Origin of the sequence: Streptomyces sp. NPDC096048, from assembly GCF_044763415.1 — a bacterium.
GTDB lineage: Bacteria > Actinomycetota > Actinomycetes > Streptomycetales > Streptomycetaceae > Streptomyces.
Genome location: NZ_JBIWGG010000001.1, coordinates 98,379 through 111,786 on the forward strand (window position 1 = coordinate 98,379; position 13,408 = coordinate 111,786).

A 13,408-nucleotide genomic window follows, 5' to 3' on the forward strand; every position below is an offset into this window, starting at 1 on the left:
TCGGGCTGATCAGTCAAGAGCCGCGGCCTTGGCGGACCGGCGCGCGAGGACCTCCTCGCGCCGGTCCGCCGACTGCCGCAGCGCCGCCTTCCGCTCCCGGCCGGAGAGCCGGTCCAGGTAGACGTGCCCGTTCACGTGGTCGGTCTCGTGGGCGAGGCAGCGCGCGAAGTAGCCGGTGCCCTCGACGAGCAGCGGTTCGCCGTCCCTGTCGAGGCCCCGCACGACGGCCCGGTCCGGCCGCGGTACGGCCATGACTGCACCCGGCACCGACAGACACCCCTCGCCCTCGTCGAGCAGCCGCCGCGCGGCCGGATCGAGGGGCTCCAGCACCGGATTGACGATGTGCCCGACATGTCGGACACCGTCGTCGTCCGGGCAGTCGTACACGAACAGGCGCAGATCGACGCCCACCTGATTCGCCGCCAGCCCGCAGCCGTCGGCGACGTACATCGTGCGGAACATGTCGTCGATGAGCGCGGCGAGGTCGGGCCCGAACTCGGTGACGTCCCGGCACGGCTTGTGCAGCACCTCTTCGCCGACCTCGGTGACACGCCGCACCGACCCGCGCCGTGCCTCCGGGGCGAGCGGGGGAAATGCGGCGGCGGGCCGCCCCTGTACGAACACGCTGGGCATGAGTTCTCTCCTTCGGCTCGTGGACGGGCCGGTGAGGCCCCGGCCCGCGCCGAGCATGCCAGGAGACACCGGAGAGCCGCGAGGGCACCAAGGGCCGCGAGGGCCCCGAGAGCCGGAGAGTCCGAAGGCCCGGCGAAGTCCTGAGCGCTCGGAGAGCCGCGAGAGACCCCAGGGTCGGCGAGAGCCCGAAGGGCCGCAGCCCCCGAGCGGCTGCGGCCCTTCGTACGGATATGCCCGCGCTCTACAGCACGCGCACCGCGCCGCTCGGCGGGTCGTACGACAGCGGCGCCTTGACGACGCCGGTGGACGAGTTCTGCGCGCCGACGAACATGCCGTCGCCGACGTAGACGCCGACGTGGTACGCGCTGCCCGCGCCGCCCCAGTACAGGATGTCGCCCGGCTGGAGGTTGTCCAGCCCGACCTGGGTGCCTGCGGTCGACTGGGACTGGGAGACGCGCGGCAGGTCGACGCCGACCGACTTGAAGGCGGCCTGCACCAGACCGGAGCAGTCCCAGGAGTTGGGGCCGGTGCCGCCGGAGACGTAGGCGTCGCCGACCTGGGACTGCACGAAGGCGACGACCGCGGCGGCCGAACCGGTGGCCGTGGACGTGGACGTGGACGTGCTGCTGCCGGCGCTGCTGCCCGAGCTGTCGGAGGACCCGGTGTCCGCCGAGGCGCTCAGGGTGGCGCGCTCGGCGCTGCGCGAGGCGCGCTCGGCGGCCGCCTTGCGCGCGGCCTCCTCAGCCTTCTTCTTCTCCTCCGCGGCCTTCTTCTTGGCCTCGGCGAGGTCGGCCTTGGCTTCCTTGGCGGCCTTCGCGGCGGCCGCGTCACGCTCGGCCTGCAGCTCGTAGCTCGCGGCCGCCTGCTGCGTGACGTCCGCGGACTGGGCGACCTGAGCGGCCAGGTCGGCCGTCAGGGTGGGCAGTTCCAGGGTCTGCGTCACCGGTTCGGCCGCGTTGGCCGAACCCGACGCCCCGGCCACTGCAAGGGTGCTGAGGACGCCACCGGCAACTCCGGCCCGCATCGCGATGGTCGACGCGCTGCGGCGGGGTTTCCGGTGGCTGCGTATGTGAGCGGTGTGGGACATAGGGACAACCGGTATCAGGAGCTCCTCCATACCTTCAAGAAACGTGTGCTGTGCCACAGTTGTTCAACCGAGCCTCGAATCCCGGGCGTGTCGCTCCTTATTGACGTCCTAACGGACATTGCGGGCGGCCCGTAACCAGCCTGTGATCACGCTCTTTGATCGTTACGCCCGAATTGCCCCGCGCTTACCACTTGTTGGGACAGTTGGCCAAGCCCGGTTCTCAGACGTCTCTCATGAATGTGGCGCACGTCACGGAACGGTTGCTCCGTCGGCCGCGTCCGTGGCGCGCGACCGGTCCCGCGGTGCTCGTGAACGCGTGCACGTGTCCACATCGCACCCTGCCCCTCCCTCTGATGTGTGAACGCGTCCTCTATCAAGGGTCGGCGTCCAGCACCAATTTGCATGCAAGGGAAGCATCTTGATATTGAGACGCTCGCCGCTCGCCCCCTCTGGCCAGCGGCGACGAGCGAAAATGTCACCTCTGGTGATCACCTGAACGCTTCTTGTGTGAAGATCACCGCTCATCCGACTTCATGATCGTTCGTCAGGTGGTGGAGATCACAAAGCTTGTGCAATACCCCGTGTCGCAGATCACAGAGCGGCAGGCATAAGATGCGAGGCAGTTGGGCTTGTGACCTGCTTCACATGTTCGCGATCTTCGCCGGGACGAGCGGGGCTCGTGGGGCTGTTGGAGCGGCTGTGAGTCCGATGCAACCGCCAGCAGTCAGTGCCGACTGAGAGGAGCGAGGAGCGGTGAACGCGTATGCGCCCATCCTCGTACTGGGAGCCCTCGGGGCAGGCTTTGCGATCTTCTCCGTGGTCATGGCCACGCTGATCGGTCCGAAGCGGTACAACCGGGCGAAGCTCGAGGCCTACGAGTGCGGCATCGAGCCGACCCCCACGCCGGCCGGCGGCGGGCGCTTCCCCATCAAGTACTACCTGACGGCGATGCTCTTCATCATCTTCGATATCGAGATCGTCTTCCTCTACCCCTGGGCCGTCACCTTCGACGCCCTGGGGATTTTCGGGCTCGTGGAGATGCTGCTCTTCGTGCTCACCGTCTTCGTCGCGTACGCGTACGTATGGCGGCGCGGCGGCCTGGAATGGGACTGAGGGGCCTTTGACATGGGACTCGAAGAAAAACTGCCGAGCGGCTTCCTGCTGACCACCGTCGAGCAGGCCGCGGGCTGGGTACGCAAGTCGTCCGTCTTCCCCGCCACGTTCGGCCTCGCCTGCTGTGCCATCGAGATGATGACCACCGGCGCCGGCCGCTACGACCTGGCGCGCTTCGGCATGGAGGTCTTCCGCGGTTCACCGCGGCAGGCGGACCTGATGATCGTCGCGGGCCGGGTCAGCCAGAAGATGGCGCCGGTGCTGCGGCAGGTCTACGACCAGATGCCGAACCCGAAATGGGTGATCTCCATGGGGGTCTGCGCCTCCTCGGGCGGCATGTTCAACAACTACGCCATCGTCCAGGGCGTCGATCACATCGTCCCGGTCGACATCTACCTCCCCGGCTGCCCGCCGCGGCCCGAGATGCTGATGGACGCCATCCTCAAGCTCCACCAGAAGATCCAGAGCTCCAAGCTCGGGGTCAACGCCGAGGAGGCGGCCCGCGAGGCGGAGGAAGCGGCGCTCAAGGCCCTGCCCACCATCGAGATGAAGGGGCTGCTGCGGTGAGCGACGCGAACAACACGGCAGGTGACGCGAACGGCGTCAACCCCGAGAAGGACCTGTCCGCGGAGAACCTCCCCGGCCAGCGCGGTCAGGGCGGGGAGGAGATCCGCGTCCAGCGCGGAATGTTCGGCGCCAACAACGGCGGCGACACCTCCGGCTACGGCGGTCTGGTCCGCTCCGTCCGGCTCCCCGGGCCGGCGAGCAGGCCCTACGGCGGTTGGTTCGACGAGGTCGCCGACGAGCTCGAGGGCGCGCTCGACGAGCAGGGGCTCCTGCCCGACAACGCCATCGAGAAGACGGTCGTCGACCGAGACGAGCTGACCTTCCACATCGAGCGCGAGCACCTGGTCCGTGTCGCCCGCACCCTGCGCGACGACCCGGCCCTGCGCTTCGAGCTCTGCACCGGCGTCAGCGGCGTCCACTACCCGCACGACAAGGGCCGCGAGCTGCACGCCGTCTACCACCTGCGCTCGATCACCCACAACCGGCTGATCCGCCTCGAAGTCAGCGCACCCGACAGCGACCCGCACATCCCGTCGCTGGTCTCCGTCTATCCGACGAACGACTGGCACGAGCGCGAGACGTACGACTTCTTCGGCATCGTCTTCGACGGTCACCCGGCCCTGACGCGGATCATGATGCCGGACGACTGGCAGGGCTTCCCGCAGCGCAAGGACTACCCCCTCGGCGGCATCCCCGTCGAGTACAAGGGCGCCCAGATCCCGGCTCCGGACCAGCGGAGGTCGTACTCGTGAGCAGCACACAGTCAGCGTCCGCGGCTTCGGCGCGCGAGACGACCGAAGGCACCGTCTACACGGTCACCGGTGGTGACTGGGACGAGGTCGTCCAGTCCGCGGCCCGCGCCGACGACGAGCGCATCGTCGTCAACATGGGCCCGCAGCACCCGTCCACGCACGGCGTGCTCCGCCTGATCCTGGAGATCGACGGCGAGACGGTCACCGAGGCCCGTTGCGGTATCGGCTACCTGCACACCGGCATCGAGAAGAACCTCGAGTACCGGACCTGGACGCAGGGCACCACCTTCGTGACGCGCATGGACTACCTGACGTCGTTCTTCAACGAGACGGCGTACTGCCTGGGCGTCGAGAAGCTGCTCGGCATCGAGGACGAGATCCCGGACCGGGCCTCGATCATCCGGGTCCTGCTGATGGAGCTGAACCGGCTCTCCTCGCACCTGGTGTGCATCGCCACCGGCGGCATGGAACTCGGCGCCACCACGATCATGATCTACGGCTTCCGTGATCGTGAACTCGTTCTCGACATCTACGAGCTGATCACCGGCCTGCGCATGAACCACGCGTTCATCCGGCCGGGCGGACTCGCCCAGGACCTGCCGCCCGGGGCGGTGGACCACATCCGCGAGTTCGTGAAGAAGATGAAGAAGAACCTCCCGGAGTACGACAAGCTCGCCACCGGGAACCCCATCTTCAAGGCCCGCATGCAGGACGTCGGCTACCTCGACCTGGCCGGCTGCATGGCCCTCGGCGCCACCGGCCCGGTCCTCAGGTCCACCGGCCTGCCGCACGACCTGCGCAAGGCCCAGCCGTACTGCGGCTACGAGACGTACGACTTCGACGTCCCGACCGCCGACACCTGCGACGCCTACGGCCGCTTCCTGATCCGGCTGGAGGAGATGCGCCAGTCGCTCCGGATCGTCGAGCAGTGCCTGGACCGGCTCCAGCCCGGCCCGGTCATGGTCGCCGACAAGAAGATCGCCTGGCCCGCCCAGCTCGCCCTGGGACCGGACGGACTGGGCAACTCCCTCGACCACATCAAGAAGATCATGGGCACCTCCATGGAGGCCCTGATCCACCACTTCAAGCTGGTCACCGAGGGCTTCCGCGTGCCGCCGGGCCAGACCTACGCGGCGGTGGAATCGCCCAAGGGCGAGCTCGGGGTGCACGTCGTCTCCGACGGTGGCACCCGCCCCTTCCGGGTCCACTACCGCGACCCGTCCTTCACCAACCTTCAGGCCATGGCGGCGATGTGCGAGGGCGGCCAGGTCGCCGACGTCATCGTCGCCGTGGCGTCCCTCGACCCCGTGATGGGAGGCGTCGACCGGTGACCACCTCTTCTTCGGAGCGGGGCGTCAGCCTGGGCATGCCGGAACTGCCCGCGCCCGCCTACCCGGACGACGTCCGGGCCCGGCTGGAGACCGACGCGCGCGAGGTCATCGCCCGCTACCCGGACTCCCGATCCGCCCTCCTGCCGCTGCTGCACCTCGTGCAGTCGCAGGAGGGACACGTCACGCGTACCGGCATGCGGTTCTGCGCGGACATGCTGGACCTCACCACGGCCGAGGTCACCGCGGTCGCCACCTTCTACAGCATGTACCGGCGCAGGCCGAGCGGCGACTACCAGGTCGGCGTCTGCACCAACACGCTGTGCGCGGTCATGGGCGGGGACGCGATCTTCGAGTCCCTCCAGGAGCACCTCGGCGTCGGGAACGGCGAGACCACCGAGGACGGCAAGGTCACCCTGGAGCACATCGAGTGCAACGCGGCCTGCGATTTCGCACCGGTCGTGATGGTCAACTGGGAGTTCTTCGACGACCAGACCCCCGCGAGTGCCCGTCGCCTCGTCGACGACCTGCGCGCGGGGCGGCCGGTGACGCCCACGCGCGGTGCGCCCCTCTGCACCTTCAAGGAGACCGCCCGGATCCTGGCCGGCTTCCCCGACGAGCGGGACGGCGCCGTCGCGGCCGGCGGCAGCGCGGGCCCCGCCTCCCTGGCCGGCCTGAAGCTGGCCAAGGGCGAGGCGTCCGCCGCGCGCGTGGTGCACCCGCGGGACGGCGGACCGCACGAGGCGCAGCAGGACCGGGCCGTGCACGACCCGTCCCCGACGGAACACCTGAGCTCGCACGACGCGCCGCAGGACACCTCGGCCTCCGACCCTGCCCACCCGTCGCCCACCACCACCCGTGATGGAGGGGCTTCGCCCCGCCCTGCTGACTCGGCAGGGCCTACCGCCGAGGAGGGGGAGTGATGACCGTGGCAGCCGAGATCAAGGGCACCAGCCCGGAGAAGCTGCTCGCACCCGTGCTGTCGGCCTTCTGGGACGAGGAGGAGTCCTGGACTCTGGACGTCTACCGGAGGCACGAGGGGTACGAGGGGCTCCGCAAGGCGCTGGCGATGTCGCCGGACGACCTGATCGCGTACGTCAAGGACTCCGGTCTGCGCGGACGGGGCGGCGCGGGGTTCCCGACGGGGATGAAGTGGCAGTTCATTCCCCAGGGGGACGGCAAGCCTCACTATCTAGTTGTCAACGCCGACGAGTCGGAGCCGGGGACCTGCAAGGACATCCCGCTCCTCTTCGCGAACCCGCACAGCCTCATCGAGGGCATCGTCATCGCGTGTTATGCCATCAGGTCGTCGCATGCCTTCATCTATCTGCGTGGTGAAGTCGTCCCAGTGCTGCGGCGGTTGCACGAGGCCGTGCGCGAGGCCTACGCGGCCGGCTTCCTCGGCGAGAACATCCTGGGCAGCGGACTCGACCTCACACTCACCGTGCACGCGGGCGCGGGCGCGTACATCTGCGGTGAGGAGACCGCGCTGCTCGACTCGCTCGAAGGCCGCCGGGGTCAACCGCGGCTCCGTCCCCCCTTCCCTGCGGTGGCCGGCCTCTACGCCTGCCCGACTGTGGTGAATAACGTCGAGTCGATCGCGTCGGTTCCCGCGATCCTGAACAAGGGCAAGGACTGGTTCAGGTCGATGGGCAGCGAGAAGTCCCCGGGCTTCACGCTCTACTCCCTCAGCGGCCACGTCGCGGGCCCCGGCCAGTACGAGGCACCGCTCGGCATCACGCTGCGCCAGCTCCTCGACATGAGCGGCGGCATGCGCCCCGGTCACCGGCTGAAGTTCTGGACACCGGGCGGCTCCTCGACGCCGATGTTCACCGACGAGCACCTCGACGTCCCTCTTGACTACGAAGGAGTGGGCGCCGCGGGTTCCATGCTCGGCACGAAGGCACTCCAGTGCTTCGACGAGACGACCTGCGTCGTGCGGGCCGTCACCCGCTGGACCGAGTTCTACGCGCACGAGTCCTGCGGCAAGTGCACACCGTGCCGCGAAGGCACGTACTGGCTCGTCCAGTTGCTGCGCGACATCGAGGCCGGCAAGGGCTCGATGAGCGACCTCGACAAGCTGAACGACATCGCCGACAACATCAACGGCAAGTCCTTCTGTGCCCTCGGCGACGGTGCCGCCTCGCCGATCTTCTCCTCGCTGAAGTACTTCCGCGAGGAGTACGAGCAGCACATCACGGGCCGCGGCTGCCCCTTCGACCCGGCCAAGTCGACGGCCTGGGCCGACCGCACGGAGGTGAACGCATGACCGTGACCACCAATGCTCCCTCGGGAGGGGGAGAGGCGGCGGTCCCGCCGGAGGATCTCGTATCGCTGACGATCGACGGCGCCGAGATCAGCGTGCCCAAGGGCACCCTGGTCATCCGGGCCGCCGAACAGCTCGGCATCGAGATCCCCCGGTTCTGCGACCACCCCCTCCTCGACCCGGCCGGCGCCTGCCGCCAGTGCATCGTCGAGGTCGAGGGCCAGCGCAAGCCCATGGCGTCGTGCACCATCACCTGCACCGACGGCATGGTGGTGAAGACCCACCTCACCTCGCCCGTCGCCGAGAAGGCCCAGCACGGTGTAATGGAGCTGCTGCTCATCAACCACCCGCTGGACTGCCCGGTCTGCGACAAGGGCGGCGAGTGCCCGCTGCAGAACCAGGCCATGTCGCACGGCCAGTCCGACTCCCGCTTCGAGGGAAAGAAGCGGACCTACGAGAAGCCCGTGCCGATCTCCACGCAGGTGCTGCTCGACCGCGAGCGGTGCGTGCTGTGCGCCCGGTGCACCCGGTTCTCCAACCAGGTCGCGGGCGACCCGATGATCGAGCTGATCGAACGGGGCGCGCTCCAGCAGGTCGGTACCGGCGAGGGCGACCCCTTCGAGTCGTACTTCTCCGGCAACACCATCCAGATCTGCCCGGTCGGCGCGCTCACCTCGGCGGCGTACCGGTTCCGCTCCCGCCCCTTCGATCTGATCTCCTCGCCGTCCGTCTGCGAGCACTGCTCCGGCGGCTGCGCGACCCGCACCGACCACCGGCGCGGCAAGGTCATGCGGCGGCTCGCGGCCGACGAGCCCGAGGTCAACGAGGAGTGGATCTGCGACAAGGGGCGCTTCGCCTTCCGGTACGCGCAGCAGCGGGACCGGCTGACGACGCCCCTGGTGCGCAACGCCGAGGGCGAGCTGGAGCCGGCCTCCTGGCCGGAAGCCCTGCAGATCGCCGCGCAGGGGCTGCTCGCCTCGAAGGGCCGGACCGGTGTCCTGACCGGCGGGCGGCTCACCGTGGAGGACGCCTACGCGTACAGCAAGTTCGCACGCGTGGCGCTGGACACCAACGACATCGACTTCCGCGCGCGCGTGCACAGCACCGAGGAGGCCGACTTCCTGGCCGCCCGGATCGCAGGACGCGGCCGGGACCTCGACGGCACGGGAGTCACCTACACCGCGCTGGAGAAGGCGCCCGCCGTCCTGCTGGTCGGGTTCGAGGCCGAGGAGGAGGCGCCCGGCGTCTTCCTGCGGCTGCGCAAGGCCTGGCGCAAGCACGGGCAGAAGGTCTTCGCGCTGGCCACGCACGCCACCCGAGGCCTGGAGAAGGCCGGTGGCACGCTGCTGCCCGCCGCTCCCGGCACCGAGACCGAGTGGCTGGACGCGCTCGCGAGCGGCGTCGGCCTGGAGACCGGTGGTGCCCAGGCCGCCGAGGCGCTGCGCGCCGAGGGCGCCGTGATCATCGTCGGCGAGCGCCTGGCGTCCGTGGCCGGTGGCCTCACCTCGGCCGTACGGACCGCCTCCGCGACCGGCGCCCGGCTGGTGTGGATCCCGCGCCGGGCGGGGGAGCGCGGCGCGATCGAGGCGGGTGCGCTGCCGTCGCTGCTGCCGGGCGGGCGCCCGGCGACCGACCCGCGCGCGCGTGAGGAGGTCGCCGCGGTCTGGGGCCTGTCCGACCTTCCGCACCGCTACGGCCGCGACACCGGCGAGATCGTCGAGGCCGCGGCCCGGGGCGAGCTCCAGGCACTGCTGGTGGCGGGCGTCGAGGTCGCCGACCTGCCCGATCCGGCACGCGCGCGTGCGGCACTCGCCGAGGCCGGTTTCGTGGTGTCGCTGGAGCTGCGGCCCAGCGAGATCACCGAACTCGCCGACGTCGTCCTGCCCGTCGCCGCGGTCGCCGAGAAGGCCGGGACCTTCCTGAACTGGGAGGGCAGGGTGCGTCTCTTCGAGGCCGCGCTCAAGCCCGACCAGATGACCCGCCGTCTCGCGCCCGCCGACGCCCGGGTACTCCAGATGCTGGCCGACGCCATGGACGTACACCTCGGCCTGCCGGATCTGCGCACCACGCGCGCGGAGATCGACCGGCTCGGCGCCTGGGACGGGCCGCGGGCCGGCGACCCGCTGGGGACCGCGAGCGCGCTGCCGCGGCCGGCCGCCGGAGAGGCCGTGCTGGCCGGGCACCGGCTGCTGCTCGACCAGGGACTCCTCCAGCAGGGCGACGAGGCGCTCGCCGGCACCCGGCATGCCGCCCGCGCGCGCTTGTCGGCCGCCACGGCCGCCGAGGCGGGCGTCAAGGACGGCGATCTCCTGGCCGTGACCGGCCCCGCCGGCGTCGTCGAACTCCCGCTGCGGATCACCGAGATGCCCGACCGGGTGGTCTGGCTCCCGCTGAACTCGGCCGGCACCGGCGTCGCCTCCGACGCAGGGGTGCTGCCCGGAACCCTCGTCCGCATCGGCCCGGCGACGCTCGCGGGCGCAGCCCCCAAGGAGGTGGAGGCATGAGCCCGTACCTCGCCGCTGAAGACCTCTCGATGTTCGGCACCGACCCCTGGTGGCTGGTGGTCGTCAAGGCGGTCTTCTGCTTCGCCTTCCTGATGGTGACGGTGCTGTTCTCCATCGTGTGGGAGCGCAAGGTCGTCGCCTGGATGCAGCTTCGCGTCGGCCCCAACCGGCACGGCCCCTGGGGCATGCTCCAGTCCCTCGCCGACGGCATCAAGCTGATGCTCAAGGAAGACGTCATCGTCAAGCGGGCCGACAAGGTGGTGTACGTCCTCGCGCCGATCGTCGCGGCCATCCCGGCTTTCATGGCGATCGCGGTGATCCCCTTCGGGCCGGCCGGCAACGAGGTCTCGATCCTCGGCCAGCGCACCACCATGCAGCTCACCGACCTGCCGATCGCGTTGCTGTACATCCTCGCGGTCGCCTCGATCGGCATCTACGGCATGGTGCTGGCGGGCTGGAGCTCCGGCTCGACCTACCCGCTGCTCGGCGGGCTGCGGTCCTGCGCGCAGATGATCTCCTACGAGATCGCGATGGGCGCCGCGTTCGCCTCGGTCTTCCTCTACTCGGGGTCGATGTCGACCTCGGAGATCGTCGCCCAGCAGAACGACCGCTGGTACATCGTGCTGCTGCCGGTCTCCTTCGTCATCTACATCGTCACCATGGTCGGCGAGACCAACCGCGCCCCCTTCGACATGCCCGAGTCCGAGGGCGACCTCGTGGGCGGCTTCAACACCGAGTACTCGTCGATCAAGTTCGCGATGTTCATGCTCGCCGAGTACGTGAACATGGTGACGGTCTCGGCGGTCGCCATCACGCTCTTCCTCGGCGGCTGGCGGGCTCCCTGGCCGATCAGCACCTTCTGGGAGGGAGCCAACCACGGCTGGTGGCCGCTGCTCTGGTTTGTGCTCAAGGTCCAGTTGCTCCTGTTCTTCTTCATCTGGCTGCGCGGCACGCTGCCCCGGGTCCGCTACGACCAGCTGATGAAGCTCGGCTGGAAGGTCCTCATCCCGGTCTCGCTGGTCTGGCTGATGCTGGTCGCGACCGTGCGGGCGCTGCGGAACGAGAACTACGACTTCGCCGACATCGCCCTCTACATCGGCGGCGGCGTCCTGGTCCTGCTGCTGTTGTCCTTCGTCGCGGACATGTACCGCGACAAGGGCAAGCAGGCCGAGGCCCCGGCCGAGGAGCCGGTCGGCTTCGACCCGATGGCCGGCGGGTTCCCCGTGCCACCGATGCCCGGACAGGAGTTGCCGCCGGTGCCGCGACGCCGTCCGCGCCGGGAACGGGAGCTGATTGTCAGTGGTGGGCCCGATACTCAGAGTGACGAATCTCTGGGCGGATCGACGGATGGAAAGGAGGCGTCCGATGGCTGAGGAACCCAAGGAGACCAACCCCGGTTTCCTGAACCCCGTGGCCGGCTTCGGCGTGACCTTCAAGGCCATGTTCAAGAAGCGGCTGACCGAGCAGTATCCGGAGCAGCAGAAGACCACCGCTCCGCGCTTCCACGGACGGCACCAGCTCAACCGCCATCCGGACGGCCTGGAGAAGTGCGTCGGCTGCGAGCTGTGCGCCTGGGCGTGTCCCGCCGACGCCATCTACGTGGAGGGCGCGGACAACACCGACGAGGAGCGCTACTCGCCGGGCGAGCGGTACGGCCGCGTCTACCAGATCAATTACGCCCGCTGCATCCTGTGCGGCCTGTGCATCGAGGCGTGCCCCACGCGCGCGCTGACGATGACCAACGAGTTCGAGCTGGCCGACTCCAGCCGCGCCAGCCTCATCTTCACCAAGGAGCAGCTGCTCGCCGGCCTGGAGGAGGGCATGGTCGACTCGCCCCACGCCATCTATCCGGGGACGGACGAGCAGGACTACTACCGGGGCCTGGTGACCGAGGCGGCGCCCGGCACGGTCCAGCAGGTCGCCCACTCCGAGGGGGAGGTCGTCCAGGAGGGCGACTCGACCTTCGGCGGGACCGAACCCGCGTCGGAGGAGGTGATCCGCCGATGACCGAGCAGCTGGCCGCCGCGGCGACTCTCGCCGCCGGCACCTCCACCGGAGAGGCCGTCCAGTTCTGGATCCTCGGCACGGTCGCGGTGATCGGCGCCCTGTGCACCGTCTTCATGAAGAAGGCCGTGCACAGCGCGCTCTGCCTCGCCGGGACCATGATCATCTTGGCGGTGTTCTACCTCGCCAACGGTGCCTACTTCCTCGGTGTTGTGCAGATCATCGTCTACACCGGCGCGATCATGATGCTCTTCCTCTTCGTGGTGATGCTCGTAGGTGTCACCGCGGCGGACTCCCTGAAGGAGACCATCAAGGGCCAGCGCTGGCTGGCCCTGCTGTCCGGGCTCGGCTTCGGCATCCTGCTGATCGCCGGCATCGGAAACGCCTCCGTCACGGAGTTCACCGGCCTGGCCCAGGCGAACGCGAACGGCAACGTGGAGGGCATCGCGTCCCTCATCTTCACCAAGTACGTCTTCGCCTTCGAGATCACCGGCGCCCTGCTAATCACGGCCGCCGTCGGCGCCATGGTGCTCACCCACCGGGAGCGCACCGAGCGGGCGGCGACCCAGCGCGAACTGGCCGAGCGGCGCGTCCGCGAGGGCAAGCAGCTGCCGCCGCTCCCGGCGCCCGGCGTGTACGCCCGGCACAACGCGGTCGACATCGCGGGCCTGCTCCCCGACGGGACCCCCTCCGAGCTCACCGTCAGCAAGACGCTGCGCGAGCGGGGCCAGATCCGCGACGTGTCGATGGGGGCCCTCAATGATCTGAAGGCGCTGGAGCAGCGGGCCGAGGAGCGTCTCGAACGCAAGGCGGTCGAGCCGGGCAGCTCCCAGCGGTCCGAGGAGGCGTCGAAGTGAACCCCGTCAACTACCTCTACCTCGCGGCCCTGTTGTTCACGATCGGCGCCACCGGCGTGCTGATCAGGCGCAACGCGATCGTGGTCTTCATGTGCATCGAGCTGATGCTCAACGCCTGCAACCTCGCGTTCGTCGCCTTCTCCCGGATGCACGGCAACCTCGACGGCCAGATCATCGCCTTCTTCACGATGGTCGTCGCCGCCGCGGAGGTCGTGGTCGGGCTCGCGATCATCGTGTCCCTGTTCCGTTCCCGCCACTCGGCCTCGGTCGACGACGCCAGCCTGATGAAGCTGTGAG

The 13,408-nt window shown here is 69.4% G+C and carries 13 protein-coding genes; 11 read left to right on the forward strand and 2 right to left on the reverse strand.

Features of this window, described 5'->3' with window-relative positions:
• Window positions 1-9: 9 nt before the first annotated feature.
• Entirely contained in the window at window positions 10-633 is a 624-nt protein-coding gene (def, locus tag ACIQ6R_RS00535) for a peptide deformylase (RefSeq protein WP_404217768.1), read from the reverse strand.
• Between the two features lie 241 nt (window positions 634-874).
• Window positions 875-1,720, reverse strand: a complete 846-nt coding sequence (locus ACIQ6R_RS00540) for a C40 family peptidase (protein ID WP_404217770.1) — start codon at window positions 1,718-1,720, stop codon at window positions 875-877.
• A 753-nt stretch (window positions 1,721-2,473) separates the two neighbouring features.
• On the opposite strand from ACIQ6R_RS00540, the gene ACIQ6R_RS00545 reads away from it, so the two are divergent.
• From ACIQ6R_RS00545 to nuoK, 11 genes are read left to right on the forward strand one after another with little or no spacing between them, the layout of a single operon-like run.
• Window positions 2,474-2,833, forward strand: coding sequence for an NADH-quinone oxidoreductase subunit A (locus ACIQ6R_RS00545; protein WP_003974383.1), 360 nt, complete (start codon window positions 2,474-2,476; stop codon window positions 2,831-2,833).
• Between the two features lie 12 nt (window positions 2,834-2,845).
• On the forward strand, window positions 2,846-3,400 hold the full coding sequence (locus ACIQ6R_RS00550; protein WP_018528252.1) for an NADH-quinone oxidoreductase subunit B family protein: 555 nt from the start codon (window positions 2,846-2,848) through the stop codon (window positions 3,398-3,400).
• A complete protein-coding gene (locus ACIQ6R_RS00555; RefSeq protein ID WP_404217772.1) occupies window positions 3,397-4,152 on the forward strand; it encodes an NADH-quinone oxidoreductase subunit C in 756 nt (251 codons plus the stop codon). Before ACIQ6R_RS00550 ends, ACIQ6R_RS00555 begins: the two co-directional genes overlap by 4 nt.
• Window positions 4,149-5,483 carry an NADH-quinone oxidoreductase subunit D gene (locus tag ACIQ6R_RS00560; protein ID WP_404217774.1) on the forward strand — a complete coding sequence of 445 codons (1,335 nt, stop codon included), beginning with the start codon at window positions 4,149-4,151 and terminating at the stop codon, window positions 5,481-5,483. The genes ACIQ6R_RS00555 and ACIQ6R_RS00560 overlap by 4 nt, the downstream gene beginning before the upstream one ends.
• Window positions 5,480-6,403 carry an NADH-quinone oxidoreductase subunit NuoE gene (gene nuoE, locus ACIQ6R_RS00565; protein WP_404168742.1) on the forward strand — a complete coding sequence of 308 codons (924 nt, stop codon included), beginning with the start codon at window positions 5,480-5,482 and terminating at the stop codon, window positions 6,401-6,403. The genes ACIQ6R_RS00560 and nuoE overlap by 4 nt, the downstream gene beginning before the upstream one ends.
• The gene (gene nuoF / locus ACIQ6R_RS00570) at window positions 6,400-7,749 is read left to right on the forward strand and encodes an NADH-quinone oxidoreductase subunit NuoF (RefSeq protein ID WP_404217776.1); all 1,350 of its coding nucleotides are present in this window, start codon (window positions 6,400-6,402) and stop codon (window positions 7,747-7,749) included. Before nuoE ends, nuoF begins: the two co-directional genes overlap by 4 nt.
• Window positions 7,746-10,250 carry an NADH-quinone oxidoreductase subunit G gene (locus ACIQ6R_RS00575; RefSeq protein WP_404217779.1) on the forward strand — a complete coding sequence of 835 codons (2,505 nt, stop codon included), beginning with the start codon at window positions 7,746-7,748 and terminating at the stop codon, window positions 10,248-10,250. Before nuoF ends, ACIQ6R_RS00575 begins: the two co-directional genes overlap by 4 nt.
• Window positions 10,247-11,623 (forward strand): NADH-quinone oxidoreductase subunit NuoH, encoded by a 1,377-nt coding sequence (gene nuoH / locus ACIQ6R_RS00580; protein WP_404217782.1) that lies wholly within the window; start codon window positions 10,247-10,249, stop codon window positions 11,621-11,623. The genes ACIQ6R_RS00575 and nuoH overlap by 4 nt, the downstream gene beginning before the upstream one ends.
• Window positions 11,616-12,257, forward strand: a complete 642-nt coding sequence (nuoI, locus tag ACIQ6R_RS00585; protein ID WP_404217785.1) for an NADH-quinone oxidoreductase subunit NuoI — start codon at window positions 11,616-11,618, stop codon at window positions 12,255-12,257. Before nuoH ends, nuoI begins: the two co-directional genes overlap by 8 nt.
• Window positions 12,254-13,111, forward strand: a complete 858-nt coding sequence (locus ACIQ6R_RS00590) for an NADH-quinone oxidoreductase subunit J (RefSeq protein WP_404217787.1) — start codon at window positions 12,254-12,256, stop codon at window positions 13,109-13,111. Before nuoI ends, ACIQ6R_RS00590 begins: the two co-directional genes overlap by 4 nt.
• On the forward strand, window positions 13,108-13,407 hold the full coding sequence (gene nuoK, locus ACIQ6R_RS00595; protein WP_003974374.1) for an NADH-quinone oxidoreductase subunit NuoK: 300 nt from the start codon (window positions 13,108-13,110) through the stop codon (window positions 13,405-13,407). The genes ACIQ6R_RS00590 and nuoK overlap by 4 nt, the downstream gene beginning before the upstream one ends.
• Window position 13,408 lies beyond the last annotated feature (1 nt).

Coding starts and splice junctions, on each gene's coding strand:
- def (WP_404217768.1), bottom strand. CDS start 633: ATGCCCAGCGTGTTCGTACAGGGGCGGCCCGCCGCCGCATTTCCCCCG.
- ACIQ6R_RS00550 (WP_018528252.1), top strand. CDS start 2,846: ATGGGACTCGAAGAAAAACTGCCGAGCGGCTTCCTGCTGACCACCGTC.
- nuoI (WP_404217785.1), top strand. CDS start 11,616: ATGGCTGAGGAACCCAAGGAGACCAACCCCGGTTTCCTGAACCCCGTG.
- ACIQ6R_RS00575 (WP_404217779.1), top strand. CDS start 7,746: ATGACCGTGACCACCAATGCTCCCTCGGGAGGGGGAGAGGCGGCGGTC.
- ACIQ6R_RS00540 (WP_404217770.1), bottom strand. CDS start 1,720: ATGTCCCACACCGCTCACATACGCAGCCACCGGAAACCCCGCCGCAGC.
- nuoH (WP_404217782.1), top strand. CDS start 10,247: ATGAGCCCGTACCTCGCCGCTGAAGACCTCTCGATGTTCGGCACCGAC.
- ACIQ6R_RS00590 (WP_404217787.1), top strand. CDS start 12,254: ATGACCGAGCAGCTGGCCGCCGCGGCGACTCTCGCCGCCGGCACCTCC.